This is a genomic window from Mycobacterium sp. OAS707 (assembly GCF_014873705.1).
Taxonomy (GTDB): domain Bacteria; phylum Actinomycetota; class Actinomycetes; order Mycobacteriales; family Mycobacteriaceae; genus Mycobacterium.
This window is the reverse complement of the sequence record NZ_JADBDS010000005.1, coordinates 142,948-159,666: the sequence shown is the minus strand read 5'-3', so window position 1 is coordinate 159,666 and position 16,719 is coordinate 142,948. Positions and strand designations below refer to the sequence as shown.

Genomic DNA, 16,719 nt, shown 5'->3' with positions numbered 1-16,719 from the left:
CGACCAAGCACTAACTATGGAAATTGCCCTTCCGAAGTGGGATCCGACGAGTTTGTTTACCGTGGCCGTCATACCACTCCAACTCAATTTCGAACCGACGCATATTCCTGCACTCCATGCCATCTTTGCCCAAAGCCCACGGAATGGGATATCGGCCGCCGCTGTCGAGCACACTCAACGGAAGCTCGTCCGGCGTTACGTCGGTGAGGACGAGTTCTTTCCAATCTGAGGCGCGGCCACCGGGATATACCTTGACATTGACATTCGTCGCGCAATGCGGCCCATCGTTGGTCAACACCAAGTGATAGCCCACGCGACTCTCCTCCCCGGACGGCAGCGTGATGTAGGCGTATTCACGCAACCAGTGGAATTCTGCGCTCACATGTGCCCTCTTTGCCTTGACCCGCGACATCCACCAGGTGGCGGCTGCAGTCACCAGCGACACAAGCAATGCGGCAAAGGCGATGATGTTTTGCACCGTGCCCTCCTCTCCGCAAGAGGGTAGTCGCGAACGAGCAATTCTCGGTGTATCACCTCGCACCACGGTGGGTTCACACCCCGCGCTGGCGCTTCTTCGCGGCTGGTGAGGCCAATCATTACGGTGGCGGCTGGGCGCCTTCCTGGGTCACTCGCGAATAGCTTCACTTCTATTGTGCCCCAGGGCCTTAAGGGGGAAAGCTCCTGAGTCGGAACTCTTCGTCGCGGCGGTCGGCGCCACACCGCAACGAGGTTATCCCCGGCTTGTAGGTCACCGAGCCTTGGGGTTTGCGGTCATCGCCGCGCCTCACCGTGCCCGGAGCTCCGAGGACGGCACCGGGCGTCAGTGCTTTGTGTCGGGGCACAGCGCGCTCTGCGCGGCGTCGACCATTGCTTGGGCTAGCCATGACTGCACGTAGATGGGAACAGTCAATTGGTTGACTGCGTCGTCATGGGTACCGCCGCCACGGAGGATGTCACACGCGTGATGGCCTGCCGCGACGTAGATGCCGTTGTTGACCGGGCCGCCGATGACTCCTGGCGTGTTGCCGAGCGCGCCAAGATAGTCGCCGTCCGGGTCAGCAGAAGCCGGGGCGACACAGATGGCGGCAGCGGATAGAGCAGCACCGATAGCCGAAATGACGACCCTCGCTCGCATTCGAGTTCCTCCCCATTCGTTGTGCGTGCGAGTGTAGGTCTGTTTGCTTGCGGGCCGAAGCAGTTTCGGAAAGTAGTGGCCTGTTCAAGGAGTCATGCCGGTCCTCTAAGCGCAGCGCAGTCCGTGATAGCTCGACTGAGACGGCCATTCTCAACAGCGCCGATCTCATCGCGGCGGACACCGTGCCAGCGGTTGGCGCCCTCCATAATCGGACGAGGGCGAACTGTCCATCGATGCGGACGCGGCGATGCAAGTGTGGACTCTGAGGGCTGGGCGAGAAGTCACCTCATTTCGGAGTTTCGGGTGCACACCTCCGACAGGCGAGGATGTGTGCTGGAGCAAGCCACCCTGCGGCGATCAGCTTTGCGCCGAACGACGACTTTGGCTGTGAATTCGTCGGAATGGAGGCCAATAGCGCACAGACTGCGATACCGTCTCGGGGCGGCACATGTTTGCTGCCGGTCGCTGTGGGGATCTATGGGTTTTTACGTACGCAAGAGCATCAAAGCTGGGCCGTTCCGGTTCAATCTGAGCAAGTCGGGTCTCGGCGTGAGCGCCGGTGTGCCCGGTTTTCGGGTCAGCAGTGGACCGCGGGGCAACTATGTCAACATCGGTCGCCACGGCGTGTATTACCGGGCCGCGCTGGGCGGCAAGCACGGTCGCCGTTCGCCCGCACCGTCGCATGCCGCCCGGCCGGTGCCGGCTCCTGCCGACTACCGGCCGAGCGGCATCGTGATGGAGGACGTCACCGGAAGCACCGTCGTAACGATGGAGCCAACGGCGGGCGGCGAGGTGGTGGAGCAACTCAACGCCGCGGCGGCGAAGTTTCCCGTCGCCAGGGCAGCCGCGGGCGTGGCGTTTGTGATCGGACTGCTCTTCGGGATGCCGCTCGGACTCGTTGCGTGGGCGGTATTGGCGCCGATCTGCGTCTGGCTGTTCTTCTGGGATCAAGCCCGGGCTAAGGTCGTGCTCTTCTATGACGTGGATGATGAGCCAGCTGCCTGGTTCAATTCCGTTGTCGAACAATGGAAATGGCTGTGCGGCTCGCAGAAGTTGTGGCGGGAGGTGCAATCCGGAGCAGTCAGGACCACCTACCAGTTCAAGACGAACTCAGGTGCCAGCAGTGTCATCAGTCGAATAGCAGCGGTCGCAGGCACCGGCGGACCCAAACAGCTAGCGACCAATATCGCGGTCCCATCGATTACCGCGGGCAACGCGGCGTTGTATTTCCTGCCCGATCGTGTTCTGGTTCGCGACGGCAAGCGTTTCAGCGACGTCGGCTACACACACCTGGGCGTGAGCGCCGGCGAGACACGGTTCATCGAAAGCGTTGCGCCGCCAGGCGACGCGATTCAGGTTGACCACACCTGGCAGTACGTCAATGTCAAAGGTGGTCCGGATCGCCGGTACGCCAACAATCGGATACTCCCGGTGATGTTGTACGGAACCCTGGACTTCACCAGCCCGCAGGGATTGCGGTGGAACCTGCAAGTATCGCGGAGAGACGCGGCAGCGCCAGTGGCGAAGGTATTAACTTGGGCGCGCAACTCCACACAAACTGCACGCGGGAAGGCAACGACTCCGCCTGCCGCACAACCAATCTCCCCAACGAAGCATCCCGCATCTGATCCTGGTCCGACGCCGCAACCGCCAATATCAAGCCCGCTGACCATGACCCCTATGCCGCCACGACCCGTGCCGTCGCCGCCGCGGCGGGACCCGGGATTCATCCGAGCGTTGCTGACCCGAAGACCGACCCGATACCCGGCCAGCGCCGCGACGTTCACGGCGATCGACGTGGAGACCACCGGGCTGGACCCGAACACCGATCGGATCGTGGAGATCGGTCTGGTGAAGTTCACTGCGGACGGCACCGTCGTCGACGAATTCGCCACACTGGTCAACAATCCGGGCTCCAGCGCAGAAGCCCGCGCGATTCATGGCATCGAGGACGCTGACCTGCTCGGGGCGCCCAGGACTGAGCAGGTCCTGCGCGAGGCGTTGTCCTTCATGACCGGCACCGTACTTGTCGCACACAACCTTGATTTCGCCGACGGTTTCCTCTCCGCCGCCGCACAGCACACCGGGATACCTTTGCCTCGCGTCGTCGGCGTGTGCACGTTGCAGACCGCGCGCCGGCAGCTCGACGGCCGCGCGTTCAGCCTCACCGCCATGTACAAAACGGCGACGGGTGGGTGGCAGGAGCAGAAACACACCGCGCTCGGTGACGCACGCGCCATCCGAGACGTGCTGCTGTGGTTGCTTCGCACCTCTCCGGTCCCGCTGCATCTGACTCAGCAGCCCCCGGCTGCGGTGCCCGCGGCGTTCGAACAGTGCCCGATCAGCTGTCGGCCCGTTCCGCTGACACGGACCTCGGTCGCGGCGCTGCTGGAGTCGTTTCCGCAGTCGCCGCATCCCCGGGCCGGCGATCCGGTCGAAATCGCGAAATACCACGAATGTCTTACGGAAGCCGTTGAGGACGGCCGGCTGACCTATGAGGAAGCCAGCACGCTTACGGCGCAGGCCCGGCTGACCCGTTTGACGGGCAACCAGTTGCGCGAGCTCCACCAGCAAGCGTGGGACGCCGCGTTTGCCGGTGAAAAGGACTGCGAATGGTCAACATTGACGCCGGTCCGACGCCGCGAAATGTACCTTCTGGCTGATTCGCTCGGGCTACCCGAGCTTGCCGATCGCATCAACCAGGTCATCGAATATTGCGCCGAGCCCGAACCAGCGCCCGAGGGTCGATACCTTCGAGGGCTACGCATCGCGATCGTCGGCGACGACAGCGAGGCCATCGAGCTGCGCGAGCGCGCCGAATCCTACGGCGCGAAACTGGCCGTCAACATCACCAAGACCGTGAAATGGATGGTCAGCGCAGCACCTGACACAACCGATTCCCGGCACACAACCGCCCGCAAGCTGGGAGTCCCCATCATCAGTCCCGCTCAAGGAGCAGTAAGGCTCGATGAGGCCATCCGCGAAGCGGAACTGAAAGCCTTTGAGAGGCAACGGCAAATCGACGAATACAACGCTTCGCGCCGGGAACGAGAAGCCGAGGCCGACGCCTACTGGCGTCCGACATGGCGGAGCGCGGAACTCGACCACGATCCTGAGTATGAGCCTTGGTATGGCTGACGAAATCAACCCGAGGGAGTACGAATGCGATTAGGCATCGGAGGCGGAGCCTTTGGCGTCCGAGGCGGAATCTCCACGCGTGGGGTCGGTGTCGGCGTCGGACCGCTCTCGGCAGGCACGTCATGGCGCAGGCGACGCTCGCGGAAATCAGGCGGCGGCGGAATGCTTTTTCTCATCGCGCTAATCGCCTCGCCGTTCATCAGCCTCTGCAGTCACCACGACAGTTCCACCGGCAGCGGGCCAAGTACGCCAATCACCTATCAAGCTCCGCGGGTCGCGGCCCCACCAGCCGCCGGCGCCTGCCCCACTGTCGCCGGCGGAGATGCAGGCACTTTCCAACAGCGTTCCGTCACTTTGCCTGACCTGGTGGGCGTTAACGCTCAGCTCGCCGAAAACCAGTTGAAGAGCCTCGATTTGAGGAACTCGATGTCCTCCGCGAACCCGAGATACAAGATGGTCCTGCAGGCTTCGAACTGGACCGTCGTCAGCATGTACCCGCCTGCGGGCTGCACGGTACATCCATACGAGCAAGTCGAACTCAACGTCACAAAGCCGTGAGTCGATGCGGACACCGCACGGTGTTCAGCGGAGCTCGATGCTCATGCCATTTGTGCGACTTGGGCTCAATCCGGTGGCCCGAAAACTTGACTAGAAGCTTTCGCGAGAAGTCGCACTGCAGTCGGTCAGCTTAATTGGAAGATCTTGAAAGGCCTGGGATTGCGTATGGATGCTGGACACCGGCTCGACCGATGGGAGCGACGAACCGAATGGCCGCTTGCGGCAGCCGCACTCGCCTTTCTCGCTATCTACTCCGTGCAGGTACTCGCGCAGCCGCATGGTCATACGGCGCGCGCGTTGTGGGCAGTTACGTGGATAGTGTGGGGCTTATTCGTCGTCGACTACCTTGCTCGGCTTTGGTTGACAGACAGTCGATTGCGGTGGTTCTCCCGGCACCTTTTCGACCTCGCGATCGTTGCCCTGCCGCTGCTGCGGCCGCTGCGGCTGCTACGGCTCGTGGTCTTACTCGGCGCTTTGCAGAAGGCGATCGGCGATGCGGTGCGGGGCCGTATCGTCACATACACCATCTCCGGTATCGTCCTGTTGATCTATGTGGCTTCGTTGGCCGTGCTGGATAAGGAACGCGATCAGCCGGGGGCGACCATCACCTCATTCGGGAAGGCGGTGTGGTGGTCGATCACGACTGTGACGACCGTAGGCTACGGCGATCTTTACCCAGTGACAGTCACGGGACGGGTCATCGCTGTCCTGCTGATGCTTGGCGGAATCAGCCTAGTCGGTGTTGTCACGGCATCGCTCGCGTCATGGATCGTGCAGCGGGTATCTGAAGTCGAAACTGCCAAGCAGGCAGCCACAGCCGCTCAAATTGACGAGCTTCGTGCCGATGTCCGCAGCCTCGCCGAGGACGTCAGGCGAATGATGCCGCCATCAGCTGGCTCCGCATAAGTCGTTCGCGCAGCGCGGGCTTGCTGCGAAGGCTGTCGCTTCGCGACGGTCGACGATGGATGCACTAGGTGATCGTGACGTTCAATTGTTGGGACTTCTGCACGAACTGAGCTGCGGGGTCAGAAGAGTTGATGTTCACGCCCAACGTGGCTGCGCCCGGCGCCGATCCCCGTCCCTGCACCACGATGTTCGCCGTACCCTTCGCCGGCAATTGTCCGGTGGTGCAGTGCACCGATGAGCTGCCGCCGCCATAGTTGCGGACGTCGCAATCTAAGCCCCCGGAGGGGGTGAAGCCCGCCTGCTGCAGTTGACCATTGAAGCTGATGAACAGTTCGACGGGCGCATTGACGTCCCCCGAATTGCTGACACTCACTGTGTAGGTTCCGCTTTGGCCGGCCAGCAATGTTTTCGGCCCGTTGACGGCGACACCCAAACGGGCGGCGGCTGTTTGGGTGTCAGGGGGAGCCGGTTGTTGTGCAGGAGCCTGCGGTGCTGCCGGCGGTAGCTCCTGATCGATGCACGTTAGCGGATTCCCAACCGGGTACCAGGTCTGGTAATCGGGGTTATTAGTGCTGCCGGTCGCTTTGCCGTCCACCACAGTGCCGGTGAAACGTTGGACAGTACCGCTGTCCCAGCGCACCGTGATATCGACCCCGTGACCCACGACAGAACCGTGCTCGATGGTGCCGTGTGATGTCGGGTAACCACCTGTACCCAGGTCGATTCCGTCCACGCGACCCTGGGCAGTTGTCCCGGTCGAGTTGAACCACATCTCCCAACCGCTGGACTCATGAAAACCGGTGCGTCCATTGAAGGCCCACTGAAAGCAGGAGTCCGCATGCGCGGGTGCCGCGCCCGGGAGCACAGCGAAGGCACCAATCGCCACGGACGAGCCGGCAAACGCCAATGAAGCCTTTATCGCAAAGTCCTTCACGGATTTTCGCCTCGTGATGTTGAGCGCCATGATGTCTCCCTCGTTGTGAGGTGACCTCATGGCCGCCTTCGAGAGCAATCATGCTGACCAAGCAGGTAGCGCCGTAATCGCCGGCAGGCCAGAGTCACCCCCCAAACGTGGAAGGGTTTCCTGGCCGGCAGGCAAGGTGCCTGGCCGTGCGACGTCTCGTGCCGCTATCGCCGTCACTGTCGCGCGGATCTCGGAAGCGTTTACGGCAGAGTATCTTTCGGTTGTAGCAGTCGAATGGTGCGAGCAGCACCTGCACCGTTGCGGCGGTGTAGAAAGCTCGTGCGGGCGCCGCACGGTTCTGCCACGGCATGTGTCCCTCAGCCCCGGCGTTGGGTGCGCGGACGCGCATGAACTCCAGGGGGCGCCTCCTACGGCTTTTGAGGGCTGTCAGGCTGGGTGAGCGTCAAAGCAACGGGCGCACTGTGCAAGCCACACCACCACCCCGTACCGCTAGCACATCGCTCGCACGCCGCGAGTGATCAACGCACGCATAAAAGCGAGAAGCTCACCGGCTCGTCACGCGCCTAGCATCACACTCGTGAACAGCGCAAAACGGGCATCGCTTCGCCCCGGCTGCGGTCGGGGGCGGCAACGATCTCAAGCGCAATGGGCGCCTTTACCGATTGGCCGGTCACACTCTGGACGCACTTCATAAATATGTGGGACGACCGCCGCCTGCCGCGGGTCAACCGCAAAAGCCAGCGGCAAGGACGACACCCGTGCAATGGCCGTGCCCAGGAAGCGTGGTGAAATTGCCGCTTGCTGTGCCGGTGGCGCCTGTCGGGTCTTGATAGTTCTCATGACCCGCAGTTACCTGATTATCCGTCCTGATGGTGCCGGATATGGTCGTGCCGCTGGGGCCGACGTACTGCCCGCCGTTGGCCTTGCCGTTCGATTTGAGAGCACCGGTGCCTCCAGCGACACCGCCGACGCCGCATGACGCATCGCACGGGGCGGCTACCGCACCGGGCGCAGCAGCGACCCCGAACGTCACGAGCGGAACGCAGATACAAACCGCGGCGATTTTGACGGTGGTGTTGTTCATCGGCATGCTCCGTTCCTCGACTTTGGGGCAGGTTTAGGCCTCCCCGTGATGTTTGCCAAGAGTAGTCTGTACCTACGCTCATGCAGGCGTTTCATCAAATCAAACGCTGGCCTGAAGAGTTGCTGATTTTAACGTCTGCGTTATCGGCCCGGCGGGAGAAAAATAGATTCGCATACCATGACGACCGACGCCAGAAGGTTTGCGCAGCTCGTTTCAGAGCAATCGACAACCCAGAAGCCACTGGCCGGCGAGCCGCACCGTCCCAGGCGTGCCCCTGATCACGTCGCCCACGATTGGCGACGACATCATCTGGGCGATCCCGGGCAACCGCGTCGTGGTAGCCATGCGCTCGGATACCTCGGTGACGACAGATACCTCGGCGTCCTTCAGCTCCGACAGGACTGCGGTACGCGGCATCATCCGCGTCAGTTGGGGATTCACCGATCCGGCTGCCATCGCGAAGATCGCGACCACGCCGTAGTGACCAGTGTCCCGCGCCGGCACGGTCTTTTAGCATTGTGCCCACCGCCGCGGGGCGCTCCCACGATTCGACCGAGAAATTGTGCATCCTGTACTGCGTGAGTGGAGTCGATCCGATCGCGGTAGTCGGAGCTGTCGGCGGCACGCTTGCAACGGTCTTCGGTGGTTGGGCCGTATGGCAGAACCGTGTGAAGGCTCCATTCGATCTCGCTGCGAAGAGGGAGAACCAAACGTACTTGACTCGGACGCGGCGTCCATGCGTTCAATTGCTAGACGTTTACGCGTTCCACTTCGCGCCTCTTGTGCCGTTGGATGAGGCCGCGACATGCCAGTTTCGAGTAATGCGGAAGGGGCCAACTCTCACGCTCGACGCCCACGCCGTGCCCGCAGGACGGTACATGGACGTGGTATACCGGCGGCTCTGGCCGTGGGACATCGAATGGCACCAAGGACGGTGGATGAAGACTCGCAAACGAGAGGCGCGCAGAGACGCGTTGCGCAACGACGTCAGCCGGTGGAAGCATTGGCGCGGAATGATGCGCTGACCGGGTGGCATATGCCCCGAAAGCGCAGGTCGCGGAGCCCCAAGGGGTGATAGCTGCTCGGACCCACTACGGGTTACGAGGTCGCGCCTAGTCGCTCAGCGTGGCGTTAACGGCCCTGAAGAGTGCTTCGAACTTGTCGAGCGTTCCTTTCGAGAGTGCACCGAGGACAGTCTTTCGATCAGTGGCCCTGAGCAACTCGTCTGCTGGCTTGCCGTGGGCCGTGAAGTCTTTCCCTTCTGCTCGACCGATCTGGGCGATGATTCGGTCGTTGCCAACGAGCTGTCCAGCGGACAGATTCGTTCCGAAGGCCCTGTTGTAGATCTTAAGGTATTCGGCCTTCGTGAACATGTCTTCGACATCGCTCGCCTTGATTTTGGTGAACGTGTCTATGACGATTAGTCGCTTTTTCGACAGAGCTTTCTGCTGAATCAGCGATTGGATCTTGGCGAAGTTGGTCGACGTTCCATCGATCAAGAGCGTGACATCGAGCTTGTCGCCCAACAGCGAAACGAAGGTTGGCATGTTCGTCGCGCCGGCGCTCTGCATGATGCGCCACCGCTCCGACAGACCTTCGCGGCCAAGGGTTTTTAGATGATCGCTCAGCAGCTGAAGATACGTGAAATCGCTCGTACCCTCCAGCAGCAAGTTGTCCGGGCCGATGAATAAGTTTTGGGCGATGTCGTAACCCAACGCTGCTTGCAGCGGAAATATCGACTCGCTACCTACGGAATAGACGTCCTTGCTGACAACGGAGCCTATGTCCGGCCCCTTATCCTCCACGATGCGCACCCGCTGAAGCTCCGACGGCTCAACCATGAACGGCGAGTGCGTCGTGTAAATGACCTGCGAGCCGCGTGCCAGGCGCTCATTGATGAATCGCAGGAAGTCGGCTTGGGCTCTACCGTGCAGATTTAGGGCAGGCTCGTCCAGCAGCACGATTACTCCGTGCCCCTTGTCTTCGAATTCCGAGAAGGCGGCGAGGAACGAGAAGAACCATTGAAAGCCGCTCGAACGCTGCGAGAAGTTTCCCGTGAACCCGTGGCGCGCGTCGCGCACGCGAACTTCGAGAAACCGAACGACCGCCGTCTGACCTGACCCGACGTTTTCGGTGGTCTTGTCGACGTCGATATCGACAGACAGGTCCGACGACTGAGTCCAGTATTTGAAGACTTCGCGCGATAGGTCGTTACTGACTGCCTCAAGTTCCGCCTTGCGGCGGTCGAACTCGTCTGCCGTGAGCGTCTCCTGATCGGCGCCAGCGAGGCGCAGCAGGGCGCGGGCCGTTTGCATTGACGTTTCACCCGGCGAGTCGTGATCGGTGTTCAATTCGCGAAGGTCGATGCGGCCCGGCAGCAATTCGTACTGGCTGAAGTAGAAAAACCTGGGAGTGCGGCTTCGAATGATTCCCTGCGCAATCTGCCAGGCCGTTTTCTTCCCGAATCGCTCTTCGACCTCATTGCGCAGCGCGTCCGCCTGGGCCTGCTCGGCTTCGTCGAGATCTTTACGGAATGCAGTTTGACTGCGCACGGTGGCTGCGGTGGCACCGTTCGTCAAGAGCTGCCTGATGTTGTACGGCGTGTTCGCGTGATCGAAGTAATTGGTGAGGGCCTTGGCCTCGTCGACGTTGAGACTCACCACGCGATTCCCCGCATATGCCACCGAACACGAATAGGACGTCGACATCAGAACGCTTGGCCCTAATTCCTCCTCGATCGCTTCTACGTCGTCCTGCTCAAGCTCAAAGGTGCATCGAATGGGCAGTGTTGAGTCGACTTGATCCCGTCGCCGGTCTTGCGTGTATCGCCAGCGCGGGTAGTCGTTCAATGCGTCGAAGGTGGCGCTGTCAGGAGCGGGGTTAAAACGGTGAAGCGCCTGAAGAACCGACGTCTTACCGCTTTCGTTCTTGCCGACTAGGCAGGTGACGTCTTCTTCGAACTCGATCTCGCCGCTGTCCACGACGTTTCGGAACATCTGAACTTGCGCTGACAGGAGCTTCATAGGCAACCATGATGGTTGATTCCTCCGACATCTTGGCGGCAGCCGGTCGGCGCGTTGACTACGAAGTCGCGATTTGCCCTCGTACCGCTTATTCGTTCAGCAGGTGACCGAAGCCGTTGCGTTTGAGCGTGTACGCCATCAGTTCGCCGACGGGATGATCTTTCAGCCATTCGACTAACGCGGCCTCCTGCTGCGCCCGGAGGGCCTCGCGCAAATGCAGATGTGACATCTGCGCGTGAAACGAGTTCCGTACGTACCCGTCGTGCGGCACGAAGACGAGGTCATCTGTTAACCGGCCCATTGTCAGATTGTCCCGCCGGGCGCCGACAACCTCCTTCTACGTAGCTACTGACCGCTGGGCCCTCGCTGGACGGTGCTGCAGCGCCGGCTTGGTCGCCAGGGAGCCGAGCGGAACACCGAACGCGCCGGCGATTTGGGCCAGCACGCTGGTTGACGCTCTTCCCGACCAGCCGCCCTCAAACATGTCGTAGACTCTCGACCGGCTTACGCCGATTACCCCGGCGAGCTGGTCGCGGCTGGTGATGTTGCGTCGAAGCATCAGATTGGCAATCGCTTCAGGTATCCAACGCAACTCGGAGGTCGGTACGGGGCCCCTGCTGGTCATATGACGTGTCCTCTCGTTGCTGGTCGCAAATTGAGTCAGGTCATATCTAGGTCACGCGGGCCGCTTCGGGCTGTAAAAACCGCCTAAGAACTGCGGCAATACTGCTGCGCGATACTGGGATTGAACCAGTTGGCAGGTGGTGAGCATCAGATCGAAATCGTCGCCTGATCGTCCTTTCGGACGACGCCGCAGGCGCGAGCATTAGATGTTGCAATCGCCGAGGTCGTCGGGTGGGCGCTCGAAAACGTGGCCACGTCATCGGATCGCGGCCCTTAAGCTAAGCGCATGTGGAGGAGTGCGTGATGGCTGCTGAGCCGATCAAGGTGAACCCGTCCCGGATGCTGCAGGGCGCGGCGTCAGTGGCCGCGACCGCCGAACAGGTCGCCACGCCCAATCCCGGTGCGGCGCCCATCCCCAAGCCCGGCTCTCCGATGGACGCCGCAGCCGCCAGCGTCGCCGCCGCCATGGGCACCCAGGTCGCCCACATGACCGCCCAGGTCGCTTCGAAAGGCCCTGCCCTGCAAGCCACCACGTCCAGCGGTGTCGCCCAGACCGAGGCCACCGACGAGCAGAACGCCGACCGCTACCGCGCCGTTCCCGGTGCCGGCGGCCTCGACGGACTCGGCTCCGGGGGAGCCAGCGGGCGAATCATGGAGGTCAGCGACGGCTGGGACGATCCACGTGAGCCGTTCCGGATCACCGGAGACATGGAAGAAGACGAGTTCGGTCACTTCCACACGCCCTACGTGCCGCTGGACCCGGGCGGGGCGGCCGGCGGCGGCTCGGGAACTGGCCGCGCACCTGTCTAGATTTCACCCAAATCGCCATTGCCGCTAGTAGATTGGCCGCTGCCATCGGCGGTGTGTTTGCTTAGGCGTACCGCCGAAATTGCCGCACAGCGGGTGGTTCGCGCCCCATTAGGGTGGTCTGCGTGACCACGCAGAGCTTCGTGCGCCCTGGTGAGCGTGTTCCCGATCCGGAAACCGGCGGCGGCAAGATCAAGCTCGAGGCGCCGATCGTCGCGCCCATCCCGATCCCGCGCAGCATCTGGGGCATCGTGTTGCCGATCGGCCTGCTCGTCGGCATCGTCGGTCTGATCGTCGTGATGTACGCCTCCGGGCAGCGTCAGCTCGCCGGCGGTTTCGGTCTGTTCGGCGGCATGGCCGGCATCAGCGCCATCGGCCTGCTCGTGCGCAACCGCGGCGCCGGGCGCAAGATGTCGTTCGGCGAGCTGCTGGGCCGCCGGCGCAAGTGGTTCTCCCGCCTCGACGAGATCCGCGACGAGGTCGACGTCCAGCGCCAACGGCAGTGGGCGCACCGCCGCCACTTCCATTGGGACCCAACCGATCTGTTCGGTGTCGCCGGCTCAGAACGGATGTGGGACCGCGAGCCCGGCGAGCCGATGTTCGCAGTCGTGCGTGTCGGTGTCGGCAAGGTCAAGCTGGCCATGACCTTGGAGAAGCCGGAGATCGCGCCGGCCGCCGACCTCGAACCCGCCACCGGGCACGCATTGCGTAAGTTTCTCAACGCCCAGGAATACGTCGACGACATGCCGAAGGTGATTTGGCTGCAACGGTTTCCGGGCCTGTCCTTCGTCGGTGACCTCGACGAGGCCCGCAGCCTGGCCCGGGCGGTGATGTGCCAACTGGCCGCCTTCCACAGCCCCGCCGACCTGCAGCTCATCGTCGTCAGTTCGGATGTCGAGCAGTGGGACTGGGTCAAGTGGCTGCCCCACGTTCAGCACGACAGCCGCCGCGACGGCTGCGGCGAACGCCGGATGGTCTTCAGCTCACCCGCCGAGCTGGAGGCGTTCTTCGACGAGCAGGTCGACGACGCCCGGCCCGCCTGGTCGCCGCCTTCTAGCGGCGTCACCGCGGGCCTCGCCTCGGCGATGCCGCTGCGCGTGATCATCGACGACCACTGCGGCAGCCCCGAGGACTGGGCCGGGCTGACCGGCGCATCCGGTTACGCCAGTACGTGTTTCGTCCGGCTGGCCACCGATGTGCCCCCGCGCCCGTCGGTCGCAGCGCCCGGCGGCGCCCGGTTCTGGGTCGGCTTCACCCCCGACACCACCTACCGGCTGCGCGACGGTGTGCTGCGCAAACAAGTCAGCACCGATCCCCGGCAGCGGGTGGCACAGAGCCTGTATGAAGGGGCCGCGGCCAGCGACGAGCTCGACGACGCGTTCTACGCCACCGCCGACGCGATGAGCGTCGATGACGCCGAACGCTTCGCCCGCAGCCTGGCCCGCTACCGGGCCCCGGGGTCGGCCAGCGTGACGATCTCCGCCTCCTCGGCCGAGGAACGAACGTTGTTGGACGTGTTGGGGATTCGTGACCCGCGCCGGCTGGACACCGACCGGCTGTGGGCGGCCACCCGCGCGCAGGGCCCGGCGTGGATGCGCTTTCCCGTCGGGGTGTACAGCGACACCGGGGAGGTCGCGGAGTTCAATCTGCGCGAGGGCTCCCAGGGCGGCATGGGCATGCACTCGCTGTTCATCGGGACCACCGGCGCCGGCAAGTCCGAGGGCCTGATCACCGCGGTCGCCGGGGCGTGCCTGACCCATTCGCCTGAGGTGCTCAACATCGTGTTCACCGACTTCAAGCTGAAGTCTGCCGCCGGCATGATCGGGCGCTTCCCGCATGTGGTGGCCGCGGTGAGCAACCTGGCCGAGGAACGCCACCTGGTGGGCCGGCTCTATGACGCCCTGGACGGCGAGATCGACCGGCGCGGCAAGATCATCGCCGACCTGGAGGACTGCCCCGACATCACCACCTACAACCAGCGCCGCCTGGTGGATCCGTCGTTGCCGCCGATCCCGGCGCTGTGGGTGATCACCGACGAGTACAACGAGGTGTTCGCCGACCCGATCTGGGGTCCCAAGTTCCGCAAGCTGTATCTGCGCATCGCGCGGGTGGGCCGCTCTCTGCACGTGTTCCTGCAGCTGGTCGGGCAGACCAAGGACACCCAGAATCTGCGGGATATCAACAAGCTCTTGGGTTTTAGCATCGCGGCGCGCACCGGCACCGAGGAGGAGTCGCGCGCGGCGATCGGCTCCAACGCCGCGGCCCACATCGCGTCGGAAGGCGAGGAGGGCACCGCCTATCTGCGGGTGGCGCTGCGCGAGCCGCGCAAGTTCCGCTACTTCTACACCTCGGCGGACTTCGTGCCCAAGACCGATGACGCCGGCGTGCTGGCGGCTCCGCAGCGCTCGGGGGCGGAGTTCGCGCCGCGGGTGTTCACCGCCGCCGAGGCGCGCGACGTCGACAACCGGTTGACCGCGCCGCCGGCACCGGAGGTGATCCCGCTGCCGGTGCGGCCGGTCGAGGCGCCGTTCAAACTGGCCACCGCGATCACCGACTCGCTGCAGGCCGCCAAGGAGCGCCCGCCGCGCTCGCTGTGGCTTCCGGTGCTCGGTGACCCGACCCCGGCAGACGAATTGGTGGCTCGCTGGCGCGGCCGGCCCTGGTATGAGGACTACGGCAACAACCCGGGATTGGTGCTGCCGGTGGCGCTGGCCGACTATCCGCGCGGCGCCCGCCAAGAGGTGTACAGCCTCGACATGCTCAACGACAACGCGCTGGTGGTCGCCGCGCCGGGCCGCGGCGCCACCACCGCGGTGATGACGATGGTGACCACTGGGGCGCTGCTGTATCGCCCGGAGCGGGTGCAGTTCTATTGCATCGCCGCCAGCGGCCCGCAGCTGGCGCGGGTCGCCGACCTGCCACACGTCGCGTCGGTGGTCGCGGTCTCCGACGCCGAGGGGGTGTCGCGGATGGTGTCGACGCTGGAAAACATTGTGCTGGAACGGGATAAGGCGTTCACCACCCGCAACCTGGATATGGGCAAGGTGCGTGCGGCCAAGTTCGGACCCAACCCGGTGGACATCGGGGTGTCCGGCGGTGAGGTGGTGCTCGTCGTCGACGGCTGGAAGAACTTCACCGAGGGCCACACCGCGCTGGTCGATCGGGTGCTGGCGTTGCAGCGGGCCCGCAACTACGGCGTGCGGGTGATCATCACCCACACCAGCTCGCTGTCGGGGCTGCAGTCGGCGGTGCGCGCCGAGACCGGTCAGCGCCTGGAGCTCAAGCTGGTCAACGAACACGACACCGAGGTCAAGCGTGACCCGCGCGACCCCGAACGCAACCCGGTGCGTGAGGTGCCCGATCTACCCGGTCGCGGGTTGACCCGCGACGGCCATCACCTGATGGTCGGCGCCCCGGTGCTGGCGACGCCACCGCAGCTCGAGGGCCGGCCGGTCGCGGGCCCGGTCGAGGGCGATGCGCTGAGCGAAATCGTGCGCCGGGTCTCCGGGGTGGACAAGGCGACCACGGTGGTGCGGCTGCCCGAGTCGGTGCCGCTGGCCGACGTGTTCGCGGGCGCGCTGGATCTGCAGCCCGGGATGGTGCCGTTCGGTTTGGCCGAATCCACTTTGGGCACAGCGACAATCGACTTCCACGATCACCCGCACGTGGTGGCCACCGGGCTGGCCGGTTCGGGTCTGACGGCGTGGCTGCGCGCGATGATGAAGGGCATCATGGCGTCCTACCGCAGCCAGGACGCGACGATCATCCTGATCGACCCGCGCCGGACCTCGGTCGGGGTGGTGCCCGAGGACACCTGGCTGGGCGCCTACGCGCAGACACCGACCGCCATCACCGCGGTGGTCGACGAACTGTGCGCGATCCTGGAGAAGCGCCGCCCGCCGCCGGGAACCAGCCAGCACGACCTGGCGACCAAGCGGTTCTGGGAGGGCCGCGAGTTCTTCGTCGTCATCGACGGCATCACCTCCTGGTCGCATGCCAACAGCCCGCTGGCCAAACTGATCGCCTACGTCGACGAGGGCGACGACCTGGGGCTGCACATCGTGGCCACCGCCGACATCCGCACGTTCAGCTACCAGTCGCAGGGCGGCGTGCTGGGCCGGATGATGAACATGCAGGCGCCGGTGGTGATCATGGACGGCCATCGCTCCTACGGCGCGATCGTGCCCGGGGTGTTCGCCGCGCCGCAGCGGCCCGGCAAGGGCTTGCTGTGGACCCGGCGCGGCACCGACGGTGTGCTGGTCGGGTGGTCGGATCCGCCGGTCATTGCGCGGCGACGCTGATGGTGATGAGGACGATGAGCTTTCACAAGTGTTACGGCGAAGAACGAACGCGAACGTTGTCGAGATGCAACATAGTTAACAAGCTGAAAGTGCTTGTCTAACAACCCATTAAAACGCGTAGTTGGGCGCTCGAATCTAGGTATGGGCATGACGTGGCGTGCGTGACACCCCGCCGAATCAGTTCCCTTGCTCTGGGAGTCCTTGCTCTGGCGGATCGA

Annotated in this window: 13 protein-coding genes; 6 read left to right on the top strand and 7 right to left on the bottom strand. The window is 63.6% G+C overall.

The window, feature by feature from the left end; genetic code table 11:
• Window positions 1-10: 10 nt before the first annotated feature.
• Together GGC64_RS29265 and GGC64_RS29260 are read right to left on the bottom strand one after the other, a co-directional pair.
• Window positions 11-478 (bottom strand): hypothetical protein, encoded by a 468-nt coding sequence (locus GGC64_RS29265; protein WP_192726101.1) that lies wholly within the window; start codon window positions 476-478, stop codon window positions 11-13.
• Window positions 479-820: 342 nt separating this feature from the next.
• Entirely contained in the window at window positions 821-1,135 is a 315-nt protein-coding gene (locus GGC64_RS29260) for a DUF732 domain-containing protein (RefSeq protein ID WP_192726100.1), read from the bottom strand.
• A gap of 477 nt (window positions 1,136-1,612) precedes the next feature.
• Here GGC64_RS29260 and GGC64_RS29255 point away from each other — a divergent pair, with 477 nt between their 5' ends.
• Together GGC64_RS29255 and GGC64_RS29250 are read left to right on the top strand one after the other, a co-directional pair.
• Window positions 1,613-4,273, top strand: a complete 2,661-nt coding sequence (locus GGC64_RS29255; protein WP_192726099.1) for a DUF4236 domain-containing protein — start codon at window positions 1,613-1,615, stop codon at window positions 4,271-4,273.
• Between the two features lie 723 nt (window positions 4,274-4,996).
• Window positions 4,997-5,737 carry a potassium channel family protein gene (locus GGC64_RS29250; RefSeq protein WP_192726098.1) on the top strand — a complete coding sequence of 247 codons (741 nt, stop codon included), beginning with the start codon at window positions 4,997-4,999 and terminating at the stop codon, window positions 5,735-5,737.
• Window positions 5,738-5,801: 64 nt separating this feature from the next.
• Here the strand turns inward: GGC64_RS29250 and GGC64_RS29245 are convergent, their stop codons facing one another.
• Window positions 5,802-6,701 carry a hypothetical protein gene (locus GGC64_RS29245; RefSeq protein WP_192726097.1) on the bottom strand — a complete coding sequence of 300 codons (900 nt, stop codon included), beginning with the start codon at window positions 6,699-6,701 and terminating at the stop codon, window positions 5,802-5,804.
• Window positions 6,702-7,386: 685 nt separating this feature from the next.
• Window positions 7,387-7,746, bottom strand: a complete 360-nt coding sequence (locus GGC64_RS29240) for a hypothetical protein (RefSeq protein WP_192726096.1) — start codon at window positions 7,744-7,746, stop codon at window positions 7,387-7,389.
• Between the two features lie 199 nt (window positions 7,747-7,945).
• Between GGC64_RS29240 and GGC64_RS29235 the strand changes: the two genes are divergently transcribed.
• Both GGC64_RS29235 and GGC64_RS29230 read left to right on the top strand, forming a co-directional pair.
• Window positions 7,946-8,227, top strand: a complete 282-nt coding sequence (locus GGC64_RS29235; protein WP_225952632.1) for a phage major capsid protein — start codon at window positions 7,946-7,948, stop codon at window positions 8,225-8,227.
• Between the two features lie 340 nt (window positions 8,228-8,567).
• Complete coding sequence (locus GGC64_RS29230; protein ID WP_192726094.1) at window positions 8,568-8,771, top strand: hypothetical protein; 204 nt, start codon at window positions 8,568-8,570, stop codon at window positions 8,769-8,771.
• An 87-nt stretch (window positions 8,772-8,858) separates the two neighbouring features.
• On the opposite strand, the gene GGC64_RS29225 is transcribed toward GGC64_RS29230, so the two are convergent.
• From GGC64_RS29225 to GGC64_RS35390, 3 genes are all read right to left on the bottom strand, one after another.
• Window positions 8,859-10,769, bottom strand: coding sequence for an ATP-dependent endonuclease (locus GGC64_RS29225; protein WP_192726093.1), 1,911 nt, complete (start codon window positions 10,767-10,769; stop codon window positions 8,859-8,861).
• A gap of 88 nt (window positions 10,770-10,857) precedes the next feature.
• Window positions 10,858-11,070, bottom strand: coding sequence for a hypothetical protein (locus GGC64_RS29220; RefSeq protein WP_192726092.1), 213 nt, complete (start codon window positions 11,068-11,070; stop codon window positions 10,858-10,860).
• Between the two features lie 36 nt (window positions 11,071-11,106).
• The gene (locus GGC64_RS35390) at window positions 11,107-11,394 is read right to left on the bottom strand and encodes a helix-turn-helix transcriptional regulator (protein ID WP_192726091.1); all 288 of its coding nucleotides are present in this window, start codon (window positions 11,392-11,394) and stop codon (window positions 11,107-11,109) included.
• 302 nt (window positions 11,395-11,696) lie between these two features.
• Here GGC64_RS35390 and GGC64_RS29210 point away from each other — a divergent pair, with 302 nt between their 5' ends.
• Both GGC64_RS29210 and eccCa read left to right on the top strand, forming a co-directional pair.
• The gene (locus GGC64_RS29210; protein WP_192726090.1) at window positions 11,697-12,203 is read left to right on the top strand and encodes a hypothetical protein; all 507 of its coding nucleotides are present in this window, start codon (window positions 11,697-11,699) and stop codon (window positions 12,201-12,203) included.
• A 122-nt stretch (window positions 12,204-12,325) separates the two neighbouring features.
• Window positions 12,326-16,501: a type VII secretion protein EccCa gene (gene eccCa, locus GGC64_RS29205; RefSeq protein WP_192726089.1), complete on the top strand. Its 4,176-nt coding sequence runs from the start codon at window positions 12,326-12,328 to the stop codon at window positions 16,499-16,501.
• The last annotated feature ends 218 nt before the right edge of the window (window positions 16,502-16,719 follow it).